Source organism: Acinetobacter sp. CAU_H_78 (genome assembly GCF_058599365.1).
Map to the genome: position 1 here is coordinate 1,365,581 of NZ_CM178652.1, position 18,991 is coordinate 1,384,571.

Annotated in this window: 19 protein-coding genes; 10 read left to right on the forward strand and 9 right to left on the reverse strand. The window is 42.4% G+C overall.

What is annotated here, in order from left to right; genetic code table 11:
• Nucleotides 1–116: 116 nt before the first annotated feature.
• The gene (locus tag AC4MCD_RS06715) at nucleotides 117–1,007 is read right to left on the reverse strand and encodes a sulfite exporter TauE/SafE family protein (protein ID WP_125278642.1); all 891 of its coding nucleotides are present in this window, start codon (nucleotides 1,005–1,007) and stop codon (nucleotides 117–119) included.
• 405 nt (nucleotides 1,008–1,412) lie between these two features.
• Here AC4MCD_RS06715 and lpxB point away from each other — a divergent pair, with 405 nt between their 5' ends.
• On the forward strand, nucleotides 1,413–2,585 hold the full coding sequence (gene lpxB / locus AC4MCD_RS06720; protein WP_419364476.1) for a lipid-A-disaccharide synthase: 1,173 nt from the start codon (nucleotides 1,413–1,415) through the stop codon (nucleotides 2,583–2,585).
• On the opposite strand, the gene AC4MCD_RS06725 is transcribed toward lpxB, so the two are convergent.
• Nucleotides 2,574–3,524, reverse strand: coding sequence for an AraC family transcriptional regulator (locus AC4MCD_RS06725; RefSeq protein ID WP_419364474.1), 951 nt, complete (start codon nucleotides 3,522–3,524; stop codon nucleotides 2,574–2,576). The genes lpxB and AC4MCD_RS06725 overlap by 12 nt on opposite strands.
• A gap of 188 nt (nucleotides 3,525–3,712) precedes the next feature.
• Here AC4MCD_RS06725 and AC4MCD_RS06730 point away from each other — a divergent pair, with 188 nt between their 5' ends.
• Nucleotides 3,713–4,927 (forward strand): alkane 1-monooxygenase, encoded by a 1,215-nt coding sequence (locus tag AC4MCD_RS06730; protein WP_419364472.1) that lies wholly within the window; start codon nucleotides 3,713–3,715, stop codon nucleotides 4,925–4,927.
• A 56-nt stretch (nucleotides 4,928–4,983) separates the two neighbouring features.
• Here AC4MCD_RS06730 and AC4MCD_RS06735 read toward each other — a convergent pair whose 3' ends face one another.
• Nucleotides 4,984–6,807 (reverse strand): acyl-CoA dehydrogenase, encoded by a 1,824-nt coding sequence (locus AC4MCD_RS06735; protein WP_419364506.1) that lies wholly within the window; start codon nucleotides 6,805–6,807, stop codon nucleotides 4,984–4,986.
• 78 nt (nucleotides 6,808–6,885) lie between these two features.
• On the opposite strand from AC4MCD_RS06735, the gene AC4MCD_RS06740 reads away from it, so the two are divergent.
• Complete coding sequence (locus AC4MCD_RS06740) at nucleotides 6,886–7,866, forward strand: GlxA family transcriptional regulator (protein WP_419364470.1); 981 nt, start codon at nucleotides 6,886–6,888, stop codon at nucleotides 7,864–7,866.
• A gap of 150 nt (nucleotides 7,867–8,016) precedes the next feature.
• Here AC4MCD_RS06740 and AC4MCD_RS06745 read toward each other — a convergent pair whose 3' ends face one another.
• The 4 genes from AC4MCD_RS06745 to AC4MCD_RS06760 all read right to left on the reverse strand — a co-directional run bounded on the left by AC4MCD_RS06745 (nucleotide 8,017) and on the right by AC4MCD_RS06760 (nucleotide 10,233).
• A complete protein-coding gene (locus tag AC4MCD_RS06745; RefSeq protein ID WP_419374723.1) occupies nucleotides 8,017–8,241 on the reverse strand; it encodes a hypothetical protein in 225 nt (74 codons plus the stop codon).
• Entirely contained in the window at nucleotides 8,238–8,444 is a 207-nt protein-coding gene (locus tag AC4MCD_RS06750; protein ID WP_180014751.1) for a helix-turn-helix transcriptional regulator, read from the reverse strand. The genes AC4MCD_RS06745 and AC4MCD_RS06750 overlap by 4 nt, the downstream gene beginning before the upstream one ends.
• Nucleotides 8,445–8,593: 149 nt before the next feature.
• A complete protein-coding gene (locus tag AC4MCD_RS06755) occupies nucleotides 8,594–9,793 on the reverse strand; it encodes an MFS transporter (protein WP_395526363.1) in 1,200 nt (399 codons plus the stop codon).
• The gene (locus AC4MCD_RS06760) at nucleotides 9,790–10,233 is read right to left on the reverse strand and encodes a MarR family winged helix-turn-helix transcriptional regulator (RefSeq protein WP_419364467.1); all 444 of its coding nucleotides are present in this window, start codon (nucleotides 10,231–10,233) and stop codon (nucleotides 9,790–9,792) included. Before AC4MCD_RS06760 ends, AC4MCD_RS06755 begins: the two co-directional genes overlap by 4 nt.
• 260 nt (nucleotides 10,234–10,493) lie before the next feature.
• Between AC4MCD_RS06760 and AC4MCD_RS06765 the strand changes: the two genes are divergently transcribed.
• The 3 genes from AC4MCD_RS06765 to AC4MCD_RS06775 are packed head-to-tail and all read left to right on the forward strand — an operon-like array spanning nucleotide 10,494 to nucleotide 13,056.
• Nucleotides 10,494–11,942: a cytochrome ubiquinol oxidase subunit I gene (locus AC4MCD_RS06765; protein WP_419364465.1), complete on the forward strand. Its 1,449-nt coding sequence runs from the start codon at nucleotides 10,494–10,496 to the stop codon at nucleotides 11,940–11,942.
• Nucleotides 11,935–12,939 carry a cytochrome d ubiquinol oxidase subunit II gene (gene cydB / locus AC4MCD_RS06770; RefSeq protein ID WP_034702762.1) on the forward strand — a complete coding sequence of 335 codons (1,005 nt, stop codon included), beginning with the start codon at nucleotides 11,935–11,937 and terminating at the stop codon, nucleotides 12,937–12,939. Before AC4MCD_RS06765 ends, cydB begins: the two co-directional genes overlap by 8 nt.
• Nucleotides 12,940–12,948: 9 nt before the next feature.
• The gene (locus AC4MCD_RS06775) at nucleotides 12,949–13,056 is read left to right on the forward strand and encodes a DUF2474 domain-containing protein (protein ID WP_104426067.1); all 108 of its coding nucleotides are present in this window, start codon (nucleotides 12,949–12,951) and stop codon (nucleotides 13,054–13,056) included.
• 76 nt (nucleotides 13,057–13,132) lie between these two features.
• On the opposite strand, the gene AC4MCD_RS06780 is transcribed toward AC4MCD_RS06775, so the two are convergent.
• Both AC4MCD_RS06780 and AC4MCD_RS06785 read right to left on the reverse strand, forming a co-directional pair.
• A complete protein-coding gene (locus tag AC4MCD_RS06780; protein ID WP_419364463.1) occupies nucleotides 13,133–13,750 on the reverse strand; it encodes a thermonuclease family protein in 618 nt (205 codons plus the stop codon).
• Between the two features lie 161 nt (nucleotides 13,751–13,911).
• Entirely contained in the window at nucleotides 13,912–14,829 is a 918-nt protein-coding gene (locus tag AC4MCD_RS06785) for a LysR family transcriptional regulator (RefSeq protein WP_419364461.1), read from the reverse strand.
• Between the two features lie 94 nt (nucleotides 14,830–14,923).
• Between AC4MCD_RS06785 and AC4MCD_RS06790 the strand changes: the two genes are divergently transcribed.
• Genes AC4MCD_RS06790 through AC4MCD_RS06805 form a run of 4 tightly spaced genes read left to right on the forward strand, consistent with a single transcriptional unit; the run spans nucleotide 14,924 to nucleotide 18,832 of the window.
• Complete coding sequence (locus tag AC4MCD_RS06790; RefSeq protein ID WP_180002058.1) at nucleotides 14,924–16,165, forward strand: acyl-CoA dehydrogenase family protein; 1,242 nt, start codon at nucleotides 14,924–14,926, stop codon at nucleotides 16,163–16,165.
• A gap of 54 nt (nucleotides 16,166–16,219) precedes the next feature.
• On the forward strand, nucleotides 16,220–17,341 hold the full coding sequence (locus AC4MCD_RS06795) for a phosphotransferase family protein (RefSeq protein WP_419364459.1): 1,122 nt from the start codon (nucleotides 16,220–16,222) through the stop codon (nucleotides 17,339–17,341).
• Nucleotides 17,338–18,036 carry a histidine phosphatase family protein gene (locus AC4MCD_RS06800; RefSeq protein WP_034702771.1) on the forward strand — a complete coding sequence of 233 codons (699 nt, stop codon included), beginning with the start codon at nucleotides 17,338–17,340 and terminating at the stop codon, nucleotides 18,034–18,036. The genes AC4MCD_RS06795 and AC4MCD_RS06800 overlap by 4 nt, the downstream gene beginning before the upstream one ends.
• A gap of 52 nt (nucleotides 18,037–18,088) precedes the next feature.
• The gene (locus AC4MCD_RS06805) at nucleotides 18,089–18,832 is read left to right on the forward strand and encodes an SDR family oxidoreductase (protein ID WP_419364456.1); all 744 of its coding nucleotides are present in this window, start codon (nucleotides 18,089–18,091) and stop codon (nucleotides 18,830–18,832) included.
• The last annotated feature ends 159 nt before the right edge of the window (nucleotides 18,833–18,991 follow it).

The following is an 18,991-nucleotide window of genomic DNA, read 5'->3' on the forward strand; positions in this document are numbered from 1 at the left end:
GTTTGATCATACAAAAGGTTGTTTAATAGCCTGAATATAACATGAATGATGCGTCACTTTGTTATAAAAAAGATGAATACTTCTTTGAAAAAAAAGTGATGAATCCATGATTTAGTTTAAACAGCAGCTGTTTTTTCTACTGCTGTTACCAATTCAGGTTGGGCTGGTTGCACTGGTTTTGACTTGACTGGATTCACAATGAAATTCACACCAAGACAGAACAGGGTAATCCCAAGAATTTTACGGATAATTTTCTCTGGCATACGTGAACTGATCAACGTACCAATTACAATCGCTGGAATAGAACCGCAAAGTAACCAGCCTAATAAAGTAAAGTCTACATTACCTGCGCTCATATGGCCCAGACCTGCGACTAAAGTTAGAAGTACGGCATGTACTACATCCGAACCGATAATGCGAATCATGGGCAGATTCGGGAACATCAGGATCAAGGCCATAATACCGAAAGCACCGGCACCGACAGATGATAAGGTCACAAACACGCCCAGTACAATCCCCATGATCACGATCAAGACACGTTTATTGCCAGATTTAAAGTCAACTTTGTCCAGATCCTGAGTCATGTCAGGCAGTTCTTGTTTGCGGTATTTATTAAAAAACTTTTCAATAGAATTGCGGAATACAATAGATGCACCGGTAAGGGTCAGCATAAAGCCCAATACCATAGTCAGCGTTGCTTTATAATGTGTCGATTGACTGAGGTAATTCTCAAGTACCCAGTGGGTCACAAATGAGGCAGGGATACTACCGATCGCCAGCCAGATTACAATGGGCCAGACAATATTCATTTTCTTGGCATGAACCAATGAACCACAGAATTTAGAAATTGCGGCATAAAGAAGGTCTGTACCAATCGCGATATGCGGTTCAACCCGAAGCAGTGTAATCAGGATTGGGGTCATCAACGAACCGCCACCGACACCGGTAATCCCAACACAGAAACCAACCAATACACCTGCTAAAATAAATTCAATCGGACCAAACATGCATATATGCCAAAATCAAAAAACGAGCATATCTTATGACTTTTAAATATAAGTCGTTGTCTTGATTATTGATTTGCTTATTCTAAAAAGAGATAAAGACCGTAAAATTTAAAGTAATTCATCCTGATTTATATTTTAATTTGAATCATCTAGCACACCTTTCTATTGCTAAGTACGATAATTGATAAAGATTCTGCAAAATGCTTTTTATTTATTTGTTTAAAGATCATTCGGTTTAGGTCACTTTTAATTTTTTAGACCTAGCTAAAGCGCGCATTGTACAGCTTCCAGAGTTTTATGATTTAAGATAGCCATGATTTGTCAGTTCAACACTTAGGCATGCTCAAATCACGCTTTATGATAGAATCTGAACGGAATTAATTTGTCTCATTTGAGGGAATACACTTGCAGAATCGGAAACTTAAAATCGGAATCGTGGTGGGAGAAGTATCGGGAGATACGCTTGGTGCGAAGCTCATCCGTAGTTTTCGAGAGCAGGGTATTGATGCAGAATTTGAAGGGATTGGCGGGCCGCAAATGCTGGCGGAAGGCTTTAAGAGTTACTATCCAATGGATATTCTCTCGGTCATGGGTATTGTAGAAGTTCTGAAAGATATTAAAAAACTGTTTGCGGTTCGTGATGGTCTGGTCGAGACCTGGACGAAAGATCCAGTCGATGTGTTTATCGGTATTGATGCGCCTGATTTTAATTTGCGACTTTCCAAGACTCTAAAGCAAAAACAGTTACCGATTAAGACCGTGCAATATGTCAGTCCTTCGGTCTGGGCATGGCGTCAAGGCCGGGTACATGGTATCAAGGCCAGTATTGACCTGGTACTATGTTTATTTCCATTTGAAAAAGCATTTTTCAAGAAATGGGATGTTCCGGCAGCTTTTGTCGGTCATCCATTGGCAAGCCAGTTACCCCTCAACAATGATTTGGCTGAAGCGCAGGCAGAACTGGGTTTGGATCCTACGCAAAAGTATATTGCACTGCTGCCAGGGAGCCGCCGTGGTGAAATTGAACGTTTAGGACCATTGGTACTGGATGCAGCCAAAATTCTGCATCAGAAATACCCGGATTATACGTTTATGATTCCTGCCATTAATGAGATGCGCAAACAGCAAATTGAAAACTTGCTGGCACAATATCCGGACAGTTTAAAAGCGCATATCCGCCTGATGGAAAATACTAGCAGTGAGTCAAAAATTGGCCGTCAGGTGATGAATGCGTCCAATATCATTGCGCTGGCTTCCGGCACTGCGACACTGGAAGCCATGCTATTACACCGTCCGATGGTGACCTTTTATAAATTGCACTGGCTGACTTATCAGATTGCCAAATTGCTGGTCAAAATTCCTTATTTCTCATTACCAAATATCATTGCTGGCAAAAAAGTGATTCAGGAATTGATTCAGTCTGAAGCAACGCCTGAAAATCTGGCTGCTGAAATTGAAAAGCTGATGGATATTGAAGCAGCTCAAATTCAGGTGATGCAGCATCTCACTATGCACAAGCAGCTGCTTTCCGGCAACAGTGAAGATCCTGTCAAAGCGGTACTAGACTTAGTCCAATAAAGGCGTCTTACTTTTCTGACAGGCAATACGATATTGGGTCGGGGTTTGTTCAAACTGTTTTTTAAAGCTTTGACTAAACGCCGTTTCAGAAGAATAGCCCACCAGATACGCGATCTGCTGAATGCTAAATCCGCTATTTCTGAGATATTGTGCTGCCAGCCGAAGTCGATGCTGTTGTAAATAAGCCAATGGCGGCTCACCAACAATCTGGGTAAACAGCTGGGCAAATTTTGAACGCGACATATGACATTGCTCAGCCAGACTTTCAACGGTCCAAGCTTGTTCCGGTTTGCCATGAATCGCTGCCAAGGCATTGGACAGTTCAGGATGCGAAAGAGCATTCAGCCAGCTCGAAGCATTTTCCAGATTCAAAATATAATCTCGTACGCATTCAATCAGTAAAATACTGACCAGATGATCCAGAATCTTGTCCCGTCCCGGACGAAGTTGCTGGGTTTCCAATGCAAGAAATTGCAAACCGACTTGTAACCATTCTGGTGCTGTATCTCCAAGAATATGCTGAATGTGCAGAAATTTAGGTAAAGCACTCAATAGAGGTTTCGCCATCTGGATATCCAGATTGGAACGAATCGCCAAGATAAAACTGCGTTCTGCTGAATGGGTGATATTGAGATCCACACATTGCTGTGCATGAGTCTGAAAATAACAATTAATCGAATGATGTTCAGAAAAATCCGCATTGCCGGGACTAGAAATCCGATGGGCAGAACCAGCAGGCAATAACACAAGATCACCTTGTTGCAGCTCAAGCAGATCGCCATCTTTAAATATTAATTGAGCTTGGCCTTTTAATAACACATAAGCCAGCATGGACGGTTCATACTGATAATCAAACCCGCCTGGATGAAACACATTGAGGTAGAGATATTCGGATTTTTCCAGATGAATATCATCAAAAATTTTACTTAAAGCATCCATGCCTGACTCTATTCTTTTGTTTTAATTCATTTAATTAAATTTAAATAGCCCAGTCTTGTGATTTAAGGCCAAGATTTGGCCTAATGCGCCAAAGACGCTGACATAGTTTTTCTGGACGTTCAATACTGTTCGCTAATGCAGAAATATTCAACTATATGTGCAGAGTAACATAAAAAAGGAGGGTCGCAATGAATGCCCCTGCACAAATTAGCAAAGCTCAGTTCACGCAGGATGCGTCAGCGCTGAAAGGTGTCCAACTGGATAAAAAACGTTTTGGTTGGCTGCTCAGTCCCGGTTTGCCTATGATCGGTATGGGAATTCTGGCTGGCTATCATTTTGGTCCCAAAGCCACTAAAAAAGTCTTTGCGATGGGTGGGCCTTTATTATTGCATGTGATTATCCCAACATTAGATGCTTTAATTGGTGATGATGCCAATAACCCAAATGATGAGCAGATTCAGGCATTGGTCAAAGATCCTTATTATGACCGGATCGTGAAGATGTTTATTCCATTGCAAATGGCTGCCAATGCTTTTGCTGGTTATGTCGTATCCCGTCCTAATGTTTCTCTGGTCGATCAGGTGCTACTTGGCGTATCTATGGGGGCGATTAATGGAATCGGCGTGAATACTGCGCACGAGCTAAGCCACCGTCCTCAGAAAAAAGATCACTACTGGTCACATGCCAGCCTGATGCCGCTGGCTTATAACCATTTCCGGATTGAGCATCCTTATGGACATCATAAACGGGTGGCGACGCCAGAAGACCCGGCATCTTCGAAAATGGGTGAATCTTTCTACCGTTTCTGGCCACGTACCGTATTTGGTGGCTTGAAATCAGCAATTGAGATAGAAAAAAGACGTTTGGAACGTAAAGGCTTAAAATTCTTTAGTCAGGAAAATGAGCTATTTCATGGCTGGGCGATGAGTGCGGGCTATCATGCCTTGATGTTGAAAACGTATGGCAAGAAAATTATTCCTTATACGCTGACCCAAGCCTTTTATGGCATCAGCCTGTTTGAAATCGTGAATTATATCGAACACTATGGATTGAAACGCGGGCAAAAAGCGGATGGAACCTATGAGCGAACCTTGCCCGAGCATAGCTGGAACAATAACAACATCGTGACCAACCTGTTCCTGTACCAGTTACAACGCCATTCGGATCATCATGCCTATCCAAGCCGACCATTTCAGGCATTGCGACATTTTGATGAAGCACCAGAATTACCAAGTGGTTATGCCACCATGCTGATACCGGCACTGATTCCACCATTGTGGTACAAGATGATGGATCAACGTGTGTATCAACATTATCAAGGCGATCTGACTAAAGCGAATATTCTGCCTTCGAAACGTGCCAAGCTGCTTAAGAAATTTGGTCTAAAAGACACTGCGGCTTGATGATGTAAACAAATAAAAAATGCGCCATTCGAGGCGCATTTTTTATTGATTTTTATTTAGAACCAGTCACTTTGCATATTTAGACAGGTGTCATCGAAGTTCATCAGTAACTTAGCCAGATGTTCAATTTCAGGCAGTTCCCAATGAATAAAATATTGAGCTGCCTGAATTTTACCCGTCAGAAAGGCTTGATCTTCCTGTTGAGAAGATGTGCCAAATTTAAGTTGAGCCTGATTAGCCATTTCCAACCACAGCCACGCAATAATAGTTTTGCCCATCATATCCAGATATAGCCCCGAATTGGCCAAAGCTTCACTAACTTTGCCTTGATGCAGAGCCTGACCTAAAACCTGAGTGGTCTTTTGCACAGTGGCAAGATGCTGTTTATAGACATTTACCAGTTCTGTTAACTTGCTATCCTGAATCTCAGACAAGGTTTTCTGGATGCGTTGCATGAGCAGGGCCAGGCCTTTGCCATTGTGCTGCCAGAGTTTACGGCCTAGTAGATCCAGAGACTGAATCCCATAGGTGCCTTCATGAATCGGATTAAGTCGGTTATCCCGATAGCATTGCTCAACCGGATATTCACGCGTATAGCCGGCACCGCCCAAGACCTGAATCGCCAGATCATTGGCTTTAGGACCATAAGTAGAAGGGAAGGACTTGACCACGGGTGTAATGAGATCCAGCAAAATGGCACTATCTTCATCTTGTGCAGCCTGATGTTCATCAATTAAGCGAGCTGCAAATAAGCACAGCGCCAAAGCACCTTCAACATAAGACTTTTGTGCTAATAACATGCGTTTGACATCCGTATGCTCAATGATATTCACGGGCTTGGCATCAGGTGTTTTTTCATGAACCAGCCGGCCTTGAGGACGGTTCTTGGCATAGTCCAGAGATTCCAGATAACCACGATAACCGATCATGGCTGCCCCTAGACCGACACCGACGCGCGCTTCATTCATCATCTTGAACATGTATTTTAAGCCATGCCCCGCTTCACCAATTAAATAGCCTAAGCAATTATCGTTTTCCCCAAAGCTTAGAACTGTTGAAGTGGTGCCGCGATAGCCCATTTTATGTAGGAGACCAGCTAACTGTACATCATTGGATTCACCCACAGTGCCATCTGTATTGGTTTTGAGTTTCGGCACGATGAATAGGGAAATACCTTTTACGCCTTGTGGTGCATCTTGGATACGAGCCAGAACCAGATGCACAATATTTTCAGTAATGTCCTGATCACCACCAGAAATAAACATTTTCTGGCCTTTAATTTTGTAGCTTCCATCTGCCTGTGGAACCGCTTTAGTGGTCAGATCTCCCAAAGAGGAACCCACATTCGGCTCGGTCATCGCCATAGTTCCAGCAAAGCGGCCACTTAGCATATGCGGCAAGAACATTTGTTTTTGTTCTGGAGAGGCAAAGGCTTGAATCAGATTTGCTGCAGCGGCTGTCAGAAAAGAGTAGGCAACAGTCGAAGGATTCGCCGACATGAAATAGGCATTGCAGGCCATATTCACCAAAGTCGGCAGTTGCATGCCGCCGTCTGCGTAATCATGCTGGGCGCAGAGTAGACCAGCATCAGCAAATTGTTGCCATGCTATTTTTACTTCATCAATGGTCTTCACCTGTTTGCCATCAAAGCTCGGTTCGTGATGATCAGCCTTGGCATTATGCGGTGCAAAATAATCGGTCGCGATGCCTTTTGCCGTTTCCAGAATACTATCAAAGGTATTTTTGTCATGGTCCTGATAGCGTTCCAGTTCAGTTAAAGCTTCAAGTTTGAAGACATCATAAAGCAGAAAATTGAGGTTTTTATCATTAATCAGCTGAGTCACGGTACGGTCCTGAATATGCAATCCTTGAGATAGCATCAAGACTAGCAGTTGCATTTATCAAGGAGGATTGTCAATAATGACATGAAACGGGTGAAAAACGACAAATAGAAAAATATGCAACAGGTAGTGATTTTAGGCTTTGATGGTGCTTTAGCTTCAGCAATTACGGGTGTCGTCGATTTATTTGCTATGGCGGGCGTCAGCTGGAACCGGATTCAGCAGCAGGATGTGCAACGCCTGTTTAAAGTCAGGATCGCCAGTCCAGATGGACAACCAATTCGTTGTATTAACGGTCTGAAATTGCAGGCTCATTGTGCATATCAAGAGATTCAAACTGCCGATATTCTGGTAGTGCCGACCATTGCCGCGCCTATTCAAGAGGCACTGGATGAAAATCCAAGCTTGGTTCAGTTTTTAACTTCTGCTCATGCACAATCCACCTTAATCGCTGGAAACTGCACCGGGAATTTCTTTCTGGCAGAGGCCGGCATTTTAGATGATCGTGTGGCGACCACACATTGGGGTTTTCAGGACATGTTTCGTGCACGTTATCCTCAGGTCAAACTCAATGCCGATCTGATGATTAGCCGGGATCAGAATATTTACTGTGCGGGTGGAGGCTTGGCTTGGTTTGACTTAGGCTTGCATCTGATCGAACGTTTCTATGGTTTTGAAGTTGCCATGCAATCTGCTAAATCCTTTGTGATTGATTATCGACGCGATAGCCAACTCTCCTATTCATTAATGAAGATTGGACAACCGCATCATGATGAACTGGTGCAAAAAGTTCAGGACTGGTTAGAGCAGCATTTTCATGAAGAGTTTACTTTGAATGCGCTGGCAGAACGTTTTAATGTCACGACTCGTACTTTAATCCGGCATTTTAAACAGGTGCTAAATATTGCACCGAACCAGTATCTGCAAGCCATTCGCATTGAAGCAGCACGCAAACGGCTTGAGGAAACCGATCAGGCAATAGATCTGATTATGCAAAATGTCGGCTATCAGGATCCAAGCTCATTTCGGCGTTTATTTTATAAAAAAACAGGGTTAACACCTTTAGAATATCGCCGTCGTTTTAGCCGACGTTTCTAAATTTTGATAAAAAGAAAGATTCGAAAATCTCTCTTGGCATACATATTAGCTAAAGATATCTTTACGTAAATAATGCGTATAAATGGTTGATGCTATGCTTTGCAGGAAGCCGGTGAACATAATCCAGTAAATGAAAATTTCACGTTCTAACTATTTTAGTCCGAAACCTTCAAATCCGATGATGCTCAAAAAGGCTGAACTAATCCCCAAAAATAAAATGTTATAGGACAATGATTTCTGCTTTAATAAAATCATGGTTCCTCTTTCGTCTTTGGCTTCCTGTGAGCATTCAAAGCGTATTTTATATATTTCACAGCAAATCACAGCAACCACAATACTTAAAATACTAGCCATCAATAACCAATATAGTGTCATGTTTCTTCCTCAGCATAACTAAACAGTTCCTCAATCGTGGTTTCAAGCGCATTTGCTAACTTGAATGCCAGTATCAAGGAAGGGTTGTACTTCTCTTTTTCTAATGCGGCAATCGTTTGGCGGCTGACTGCCACTGCATCAGCAAGCTGTTGTTGTGTCCAACGTTTTTTAGCACGGAACACGATGATGTCATTCTTTAACATGTCTTTACTCCAACATCACTCAAAATGTAATATATATTTTACATTATGTAAACTATATATTTCATAATGATAAAAATAAGTGTTATTTAAAAGATTGAGATATAAAAAACGGGCTTGATGCCCGTTTAAAAATTTTTGAATCAGCTGGTTTAAGCTTTGACTGAGGTCGATTTAACCTTGCGGCCATGCAGCAGGTAATACCAGATCAGACAACTAAAGGTAAGCACTGCGGAAAACAAATAAAGCTGACGATAACCCACCTGATCCAGCAGCATACCGAGGAAATAAGGTCCGAAACCAAGACCGGCATCTAGTGCAATAAAGAAAGTCGAGGTTGCCAGACCCATCCGTTGCAAGGTGGTACTTTTCACGGCAATAGTTTGACACACGGACTGAATATTACCGAAACCAAAACCTAATAACGCGGCACTTGCCAGTAACATCACAGAGTTTTGCGCCTGACTCAGCATCAGAATACCTACTGCCATAATCACGATTGCAGGATAGATAATGATGTTTTCGCCCTTACGATCCATTAATGGGCCAGTAAAAGGACGCGATAGCAAAATGGCGAAGGCATACATCAGGAAGAAGAAAGAGGCTGCTTCGACCAGATTGATATCCTTGGCATAAAAGTGAATAAAGGACAGTACGCCTGAATAACAGGTAGCTACCAGCAGTACAATGACAGCAATCGGCAAGGCATTCGGCTCTACATATTGAGCGAGTTTACTGGCAGATTGTGGAACAGAGGAAGTCGATGTACCACTCGCTTTAAGACGCGGTGGTTGGATAAACAGACCGCAAATCAGGCAGCTGAGTGCAACGATCGTGGTGAAGATAAAAATCACCTGATAATTAAAATTCGTCATCAGCCAGATCCCGACAAAAGGACCAATCGCTGTACCAAGTGTACTGCTCATACTGAAATAACCGATACCTTCACCACGTCGTGTTGCCGGAATGGTTTGCGCAATTACTGTACCAAGTACGGTAGAGGCCATACCCATCATAAAGCCGTGTATCAGGCGAATACCTAATAACACTTCCAGCTTGGCCGGAATCATATAAAGTCCGGAAAATAGCAAAAAGCCAGTCAGGCCAATCACCAAGGTATTTTTTAGTCCTAGACGATTCAGCAATTTCCCAATAAATAAGCGTCCAATTAGCGTTCCGACAATAAACAGACCGGATACCAGACCGGCTTGTGCAGTCGATGCTCCCAGTTCAGCGACCGAGAAACCGACAATCACAATCACCAGCAGGTAAAACACCAGAACGAGCTGGAAATTAACCAGACTGACCAGGACGAAATTAGGGGTCCATAAGCGGGCTTGATCTTGGCTCATTGTGGTGTTTCCTGAGATGAAGGGTGTAGTTGCTGAATCAGCTGTACCAAAGTATTTTTACTGCTTTGCAGATCATCTGCGTCAATTTGTTGCAGTAACTGATCTTCAAAAGCATCAATCTGTTTAGAACACAGGTTAAAGGTTTTAACCCCTTGCTCGCTGAGTTTAAATAATTTTTGACGTTTATCTTCGGTTTCGATCTGGCAGATTAAGTCGAGTTCACTTAAATGCTGGATACGTTTGGTGATGCTTGGTTTTGAAACATTTAAATAGCTTGAAATATCAACCAGCGTGCATTGCTGTTGGGATTGAATGGTGTAGAGCACTTGCCATAAGGAATAATTAAGTTGGGAGGATAATAAAATAGTATTGATTTCATCACTCAGGAGTCGTGCGCAACGCAGCAACAATGAACGAAATCTAGAAGAGGGTTGAAACATATAGTTAGCCTGGCTAACTAAATTGTGCCTAATTTACGCCTCTTTATTCAATTAAACAAGAGGGAAATTTTGAAAATTTTTGCATGGTTAACGTCCTTTTGACTAAGTTGTTACAAGTCCTTAACCTGATTAAAAAACAATCAACAAAAGACTACATACTTTTAAGAATGAATCAGCCTAAGCTACCTAAGCACTAGAAAAATCCATCACTTAATAACTGAAGGGCAGATATGCCAAATAACACTGCATAGGTGAAGTTTATGACTCTGGGTTTAACTGCATTAGAGTTAGCACGCATACAGTTCGCCTTTACTGTATCTTTCCATATTATCTTTCCTGCAATTTCAATCGGGTTAGCAAGTTTTCTGGCTATTCTGGAATGGCGTTGGTTAAAGACTAAAAATCCGATTTTTCAGGATCTGTTCAAGTTTTGGGTCAAAATTTTTGCCGTCGCATTTGGTATGGGCGTCGTATCCGGTGTGGTGATGAGCTATCAGTTCGGAACCAACTGGAGTGAGTTTTCCCGGGTCGCGGGAAGTGTGACGGGGCCCTTGCTGGCTTATGAAGTTTTAACTGCTTTCTTTTTAGAAGCCGGATTCCTGGGCATCATGCTCTTTGGTTGGGATCGGGTTGGCCCACGAGCGCACTTTTTCTCCACTTTAATGGTCGCAATCGGCACCTGTATTTCCATGTTCTGGATTTTATCTTCCAATAGCTGGATGCAGACTCCACAAGGTTTTGCGATTGAAAATGGCCTGATCGTCCCGCAGGACTGGGTAGCGATCGTATTTAACCCGTCTTTTCCTTACCGTCTGGCCCATATGGCGATGGCTGCCTTTCTGGTTTCGGCCTTACTTGTAGCCTCAACAGCGGCATGGCATCTGATCAAGGGCCGTCGCGATCCTTTAGTCAAAACTTCATTTTCTATGGCTATGTGGCTGATTCTGGCACTTGCACCTTTACAGATTTTTGTGGGGGATATGCATGGTTTGAATACGCTTGAACATCAGCCCGCCAAACTGGCCGCAATGGAAGGCCATTGGGAAACCAATCATGATGAAGGAATGCCTTTATACCTGTTTGGAATTCCAGACATGCAAGCTGAAGAAACTAAATATGCAATTGGTATTCCTAAATTGGGTAGCCTGATTCTGACGCATTCTATGGATGGAAAAGTCACAGGGCTTAAAGATTTTGCGCCTGAAGATCGACCCAATTCACTGGTCGTGTTCTGGAGTTTCCGGATCATGGTCGGGCTGGGTATGTTGATGCTCTTGCTTGCACTATGGGGGCTATGGTCACGTACCCGAGGACGTTTTTATGAGTCACGTGGACTGCATCGTTTTGCACTCATCATGGGGCCATCCGGATTTCTTGCCATGCTGGCAGGATGGTTTACCACAGAAGTTGGACGTCAGCCTTGGGTGGTCTACGGCATTATGCGGACCAAAGATGCATTATCACCAGTGTCTGCCGAACAGGTCGGTCTAACTCTGATTATCTTTGTAGTGGTGTACTGCGTCGTTTTTGGCGTAGGAATTTTCTATATGTTGCGACTTATGCATAGAGGTCCAGAATTTATTCATTCCAGACCACACCATGAATCGGATAGCGATGTGGTTCAAGCTTCTCGTCGACCATTGAGCAGTATTCGCGAACGTATTGAAGAAGTTCCTGAACATCCGGATCAGGAGGATAAAAATGATTGATTTATCATTAATTTGGATTGCGATTATTGGACTGGGTGTATTGGTTTATACCATTCTGGATGGTTTCGATCTGGGCATTGGCATCCTATTTCCATTCTTCCCGCATCAGGATGAACGCGATGTCATGATGAATACGGTCGCTCCAGTCTGGGATGGTAATGAAACATGGATGGTTCTAGGGGGTGCCGGATTATTTGCTGCCTTTCCATTGGCTTATTCGACGGTACTCTCAGCGCTATATATGCCCATCATCCTGATGGTGATCGCCCTTATTTTTCGTGGTGTTGCTTTTGAGTTCCGTTTTAAGGCGAATAAAAGCAAACACTGGTGGGATAAGGCCTTTATAGGGGGATCAATCGTTACCAGTTTCTTGCAAGGAATGATTCTAGGTGCATATATTCAGGGGATCGAAACACGAAATGGTGTCTATGTAGGCGGTGGTCTAGACTGGCTTAGCCCATTCAGTATCTTTACCGGAGTCAGTGTTGTGGTGCTATATGCAGCATTAGGATGTGGCTGGCTCATTTATAAAACCGGTGATGATTTACAGGATCGCATGTTTAAACTGATGCCGAAGCTGATTATAGCTTTATTGATTATTCTAGGCGCTGTTAGCGTTTATACGCCGTTGACCCATCCGCAAATTGCGGAGCGCTGGTTCAGTCAGCCACAATTCACCTACTTTATGCCCGTACCGATCTTGGTCATATTGTTTACTTGGCTAGCCTTACGTGCCTGTAAAAGACGCAGTGAACTAGGTCCATTTTCCTATATGTTAGTGCTGGTATTCCTGGCATATACCGGTTTTCTGATTAGTCTGTGGCCTTATATTATTCCACCATCAGTCACGATCTGGCAGGCAGCGGCACATGAAAATAGTCAGTTATTTGCTTTGATTGGAGCCTTAATCCTGATTCCGATTATCGTGATTTATACCTGCATGTCCTATTGGGTATTCCGGCACAAGGTGCGTGTTGGTGATGATGGTTATCATTAAGGAGCAGGTATGACACGCAAACAGATAGTATGGTTTGTAGGCTTATGGCTTGCAGGTTTTTTGACACTGGCACTTATTGCAGGGGCATTCCGCTTTCTGGTGCATTTGGCCTATTAGATATATTAAACTGAACAGAAAAGGGATTTGTTAGTACAAATCCCTTTTTTATAGGCTGAATTTTAGATCTTTAAAATCAAGATGAGGCTTTGATCTGTTTACGATACACACTTGGACGGACAGGGCGGCTATTTTTCCATAACCCTTTTTTCTGCTTTTTGGCTTTATTCTGTAGTTCCATCATATAGAGTAAATGGTTTTTATCCCGGATATATTCCTCATAGACCCATGCCGCACCACGTTTCACAATCTCTTCATTGATATTCTTGCGATAACGATAGACCACACCGACACAGCGACCATAACGGTCAATATCCGTAATTTGTACCCGAATCATTTTATTTTTGACCATGCTTTGAACCAGGCGTAGCGATTCCTTACCATAGGCCTGTGAAGATTCAGGCGCATCGACATAGGCAAAACGCAGTTTGGTCTCAGAGCGACGGATATTAAAACGGTAGCAGGTGAGGGTGTCACCATCACTGACAGCACTTACCCTGCACCAGTATTTCTTACCTTTCTTAAAGGGGCGAAATAGGTCCTTTAAATACACGGTAATTTTATGCAGCAGATAATAGGAAAAACACAGAAGTACGAAGCCCAGCACAATTTGCCAGGTAGTGGAGAGATGTAACAAGGGCAAGATCCAAATCAGCAAAAACAGCCGCATAAACACAGCTAAAAGTTGAGCCATTTTAGATCAAAGCCACTCCGCATAGGGCTTAAAAAGCCATCAATCGGTGTTTTGTTTTGTACCGATAAAATAGCCTAAGCAGTATAAAACCAAGCCAACCTTAATCCTAAAACCTGATAGTAAAAATAGCCTAAGCAATTTTAAATCATCTCATAAATAGCCTAAGTAAAAATTTTATAAATTTCATTTCTCAAAAATTGATGTCTTTTATTTTCTTGCAAATCTTTATGCCAATACATCCCCATATTAATTTTCGGCAGTTGTACAGGAACGTCAAAAATATTCAGACAGTTTGCTAACTGTAGATGCATCAATACATTTTTAGGAATCGTCAGCATGGCAGTCTTTTGCTGTTCCAGAATTTGCAGGGCTGTCGAATAGTGCTGGCAACGTAAAAAAATCTGTCGGGAATAATGTTTTCGACTTAAATATATATCTTCAACTAGAACTCCTGTACGGCGTGAGGAAACCCCAATATGAGGTGAGGCTAGATAAACCTGTTCATTCATTTCTGTTTGTTGTGTACAGACCACGAATTCATCTTGTACCAGTCGTTCAAATTGGATTTTTTCACTAATACTTTGCTCCAGATCAATGACAAAATCGACCTGTTGAGAGGCAAGATCTGCAGCAATATTTTTACGGTCGAGTTTCATGCTACTCAGTTGAAGGTCCAGATTTATTTGTTGAAAATGTTGAACCAGTTTAGGAAAGATCATGGGTTCAATTTCATCATGTACAGCAATTTTTAAGCTATGAATCAATTCTGGTCTGAATTGCTGATGCTGCATCGAAATATTCTGAATCGCAAAAAGTGCATTTTTAATTTCAGGATAGATTTGATCCGCAAACGGTGTGGGCTGCATCTTGCTACCCGTTCGCACAAATAAATCATCCTGTAAATGCTGTCTTAAACGTTGTAAAGCATGACTGGCCGCTGACTGGCTTATCGATAGAATTTGCGCAGCTTTAGAAATACTGTTTTGTTCGTAAATGGCAATAAAAAGTGGATAAAGATTAATATCAATACGATGAAAATTTCGTAGATCCATCACGGTTTTTGAATGAATACTATGCATACTACTATATGGAATTAAATCATTTTATTCATAATAAGTTTTGGGTTAAGGTGTTGTAAAGCGTATGAATTACAATATTCAGAGGGATAAAGCAATGTTTGAGCTGTCAGCACGTGCACAGGATTATTTAAATAGAACAAAAAAGTTTATTACTGATGAAATTGAACCTGTCGAGGCTGATTTCTGGCATCAGGTGCATGAGCTGAATCAAGGTGGCGACTGGACCAAATGGCAATGGCCGGCAGAACTTGAAACATTGAAAGATAAAGCCAAAGCAGCAGGTCTCTGGAATATGTTTTTGCCTTGTCCAGAATTAGGACAGGGATTATCCGTTCAGGAATATGCACATATCGCTGAACTTTCTGGACGAAGCCTGATTGCACCTACGGTCTTTAACTGCAATGCGCCAGATAGTGGCAATATGGAAGTATTGTGGCGCTATGGTTCTGAAGAACAAAAACAGCAATGGTTGATGCCACTTCTGGAAGGGAAAATCCGTTCAGTGTTCTGTATGACTGAACCTGCAGTGGCTTCAAGTGATGCTACTAATATGCAGGCGACGGCGGTGGTTGAAGGTGATGAGATTGTCTTGAATGGCCGTAAATGGTGGTCTTCAGGCCTTGGTGATCCAAATGCCAAAATCATTATCTTTATGGCACATACACCGGATGAGACCAAAGACCGTCATCATCAGCATTCCATGGTTTTAGTTCCAGTCGATACTGCAGGCGTAAAAATCGAACGGATGCTTCCAGTCTTTGGTGACTATGATGCGCCACATGGCCACGGCGAAGTCAGCTTTGATAATGTTCGTGTTCCAGTTTCGAATTTTATTGGCGGTGCAGGTCAAGGCTTTGAAATTGCCCAAGGTCGTTTAGGGCCAGGCCGTATTCACCATTGTATGCGTTGCATCGGTGCTGCTGAAAAATCATTAGAACTTATGATTGACCGGGGTATGAGCCGTACCGCATTTGGTAAAGAGATTTTAAAACTGGGTGGTAACCTGGAACGTGTGGCTGAAGCTCGCGTTGCCATTGATCAGGCTCGATTATTAACCTTGTATGCTGCCTATAAAATGGATACTTTAGGGAATATGGCAGCACTGACTGAAATTTCTGCAATTAAAGTCGTTGCGCCAAGTGTACTGGAAAAAGTTGTGGATATGGCGATTCAGATCCACGGTGGTGCGGGTGTTTCTCGTGATACACCGCTGACCGGATTCTTTGCCCAAGCCCGTGCCTTACGTCTGGCTGATGGTCCGGATGAAGTGCATAAAGGTATGATTGCCAAGCTGGAACTGGCAAAACGTGGTTATAGCACACGTCGTAAAAAATAAGCTGGCTTTATATACAGAACATTGCAACGTATTAGAAGATTTTAAGGAAAAATTATGGCGGTCATTGATGTAGGTGGATCAGTTCGTGAAGGTGAGGAACTGGATGTACAGGCCATCACAGATTGGTTAAATCAACAAGGAGTAAATGTAGAAGGTCCTTTAGAGCTTACTCAATATTCCGGTGGAGCTTCAAACTGGACTTATCGTTTGCAATATGCCAATGCCGATTTAATTTTACGTCGCCCGCCTCAAGGCACCAAAGCCAAATCTGCGCATGACATGGCACGTGAATATCATGTACAAAAAGCCTTGGCTGAACATTATCCAGTCGTACCTGAAATGGTGGCGCTCTGTCAGGATGAATCAGTCATTGGCTGTGACTTCTATGTGATGAAACGCATTGAAGGTATTATTCCACGCGCCAAATTACCGCCTGAACTGCAGCTGACTAAATCAGACATCCAGACTCTATGTATTAATGTGATTGATAAGCTGATCGAACTACACCAAGTTCCTTACACCGGTACAGAACTGGAAAAACTGGGCAAGGGTGAAGGTTATTGCCGTCGTCAGGTCGAAGGTTGGGATGCGCGTTATGAAAAAGCCAAAACATTAAATGTTCCATCTTTTAAATATGTACGTAACTGGCTGAAAGATAATATTCCATTTGATTCTAAAACCTGTGTCATTCACAATGACTGGCGTTTTGATAATGTCATCCTTGATCCACAAAATCCAACTGAAGTTATTGGGGTGCTGGACTGGGAAATGGCCACCTTGGGTGATCCGCTGATGGACTTGGGTTCTGCTTTGGCTTATTGGGTAGAAGATACGGACAATGCCATTTTTAAAGCAACACGTCGCCAGCCGACCAATTTAAAAGGTATGTTTACCCGTAAAGAAGTGGTGGATTACTATCTGGATAAAACCGGTCTGCAACCGGAAAACTGGACATTTTATGAAGTGTTTGGGATTTTCCGTCTCTCGGTAATTGCCCAGCAGATCTATTACCGTTATTACCACAAACAAACCAATAATCAGGCCTTTAAGGATTTTTGGGTAGTGATTCATGCCTTGCATATTCGTGCCTTAAAATTGATTGGTCTACAAAAGCTGGAAGCCAATGACATTGCACAAAAATATATCCTGAAATTTAAAGAGTTAATGCCAAAATGACCACCATTTACTTGATCCGGCATGGGCAGGCATCTTTCGGGGCAGCCAGTTATGATCAGCTTTCGCCAAATGGAGAATTACAGGCAAAACTGCTCGGTCGTTATTTTGATGAAATTCTGAAAGAAGCACCGTATGTAGTGGCTGGTTCTATGCAACGTCATCAACAAACGGCGCAGTTATCTCTAGATGAATGTTTTCCTGAAAGCGAGATTTTGACCGATAGTGCCTGGAATGAGTTTAATCATCAGCAGGTCTTTGCCCGCTATGAACCGCGTTTTAATCAGCCAGAACTGCTTAAGCAGGATGTCTCAGAACATGCCAATCCACGGGATTATCTGAGCAAAATCTTTAGTGGAGCGATTGCTCGCTGGACCTGTGATGATTATCACCATGAATATGATGAATCCTGGCCCAATTTTAAAAGCCGTGTAGAAACCGGTTTGCAAAATTTATGCGACCAGCTTGCGCAAACTAAACCGCGCTATGCAATCGTGTATACCTCGGGCGGTGTCATTTCTGTCGCGGTAGGTAAAATTCTAGGTCTGAGTCCAGAGAAAACTTTCGCTTTAAACTGGGCAATCACCAATACCAGTATTACTACATTGCGTCTGGTCGGAAATGAACCCCAGCTACTCAGCTTGAACGAACATCATTTTATTAAAGCACAGCGTCCAGACCTGCTAACCTGGATTTAAAAATTATTGAAGATAAAACACCTTAGAAAAAATAAAGGGATAGGGTAAAAATATGGCTAAAACGATTTTAATTACTGGTGCAAGTTCAGGGATTGGTGCCGGTATGGCACGTGAATTTGCAAAAAAAGGTTATAACCTGGCGATTTGTGCACGTCGTCTGGAACGTCTGGAAACTTTGAAGCAAGAACTTGAAAGCCAACATGATATTAAAGTCATTGCCAAAACACTGGATGTGACCAATTATGATCAGGTTTTTGAAGTTTTCCGTGCCTTTAAAGAAAACTTTGGCACCATTGACCGAATTATTGTCAATGCCGGTGTAGGTGAAGGCCGCCGGATTGGTAAAGGAAACTTTGCGATCAATAAAGCTACTGTTGAAACTAACTTTATTTCTGCATTGGCACAATGTGAAGCTGCAGTAGAAATTTTCCGTGCACAAAACTCCGGTCATCTGGTGATGATTTCATCGATGAGTGCAATGCGTGGTATGCCAAAACACTTGACCGCTTACGGCGCAAGTAAGGCTGGAGTTGCACATCTGGCTGAAGGCATTCGTGCTGAACTGATAGATACACCAATTAAAGTCACTACCATTTTCCCAGGATATATTCGTACTGAAATCAATGAAGGCGCGAAAAAGCTACCTTTTGAAGTAGATGAGAAAACTGGTTCACGTTTATTGGCAGAAGAAATTGAGAAAGCGCCAGTCAAAGCCTATGTACCGAAATGGCCTTGGTTGCCACTCGGTTTGGCAATGAAAGTATTACCGCTAAAATTAGTCAATAAATTAGGTTAAAACCTCAATTTAAAAAGCTCCATTCGGGGCTTTTTTACTTTTTAGTATTCAAAGTTTTGGATAAAAGTAGGTAGGATAATTCTGGTATCGGATTTAAAAACGTTATAAATTACTAAGATAATTAGTTAAATCTCTAAAAGTCATTAACACTTTGATGAT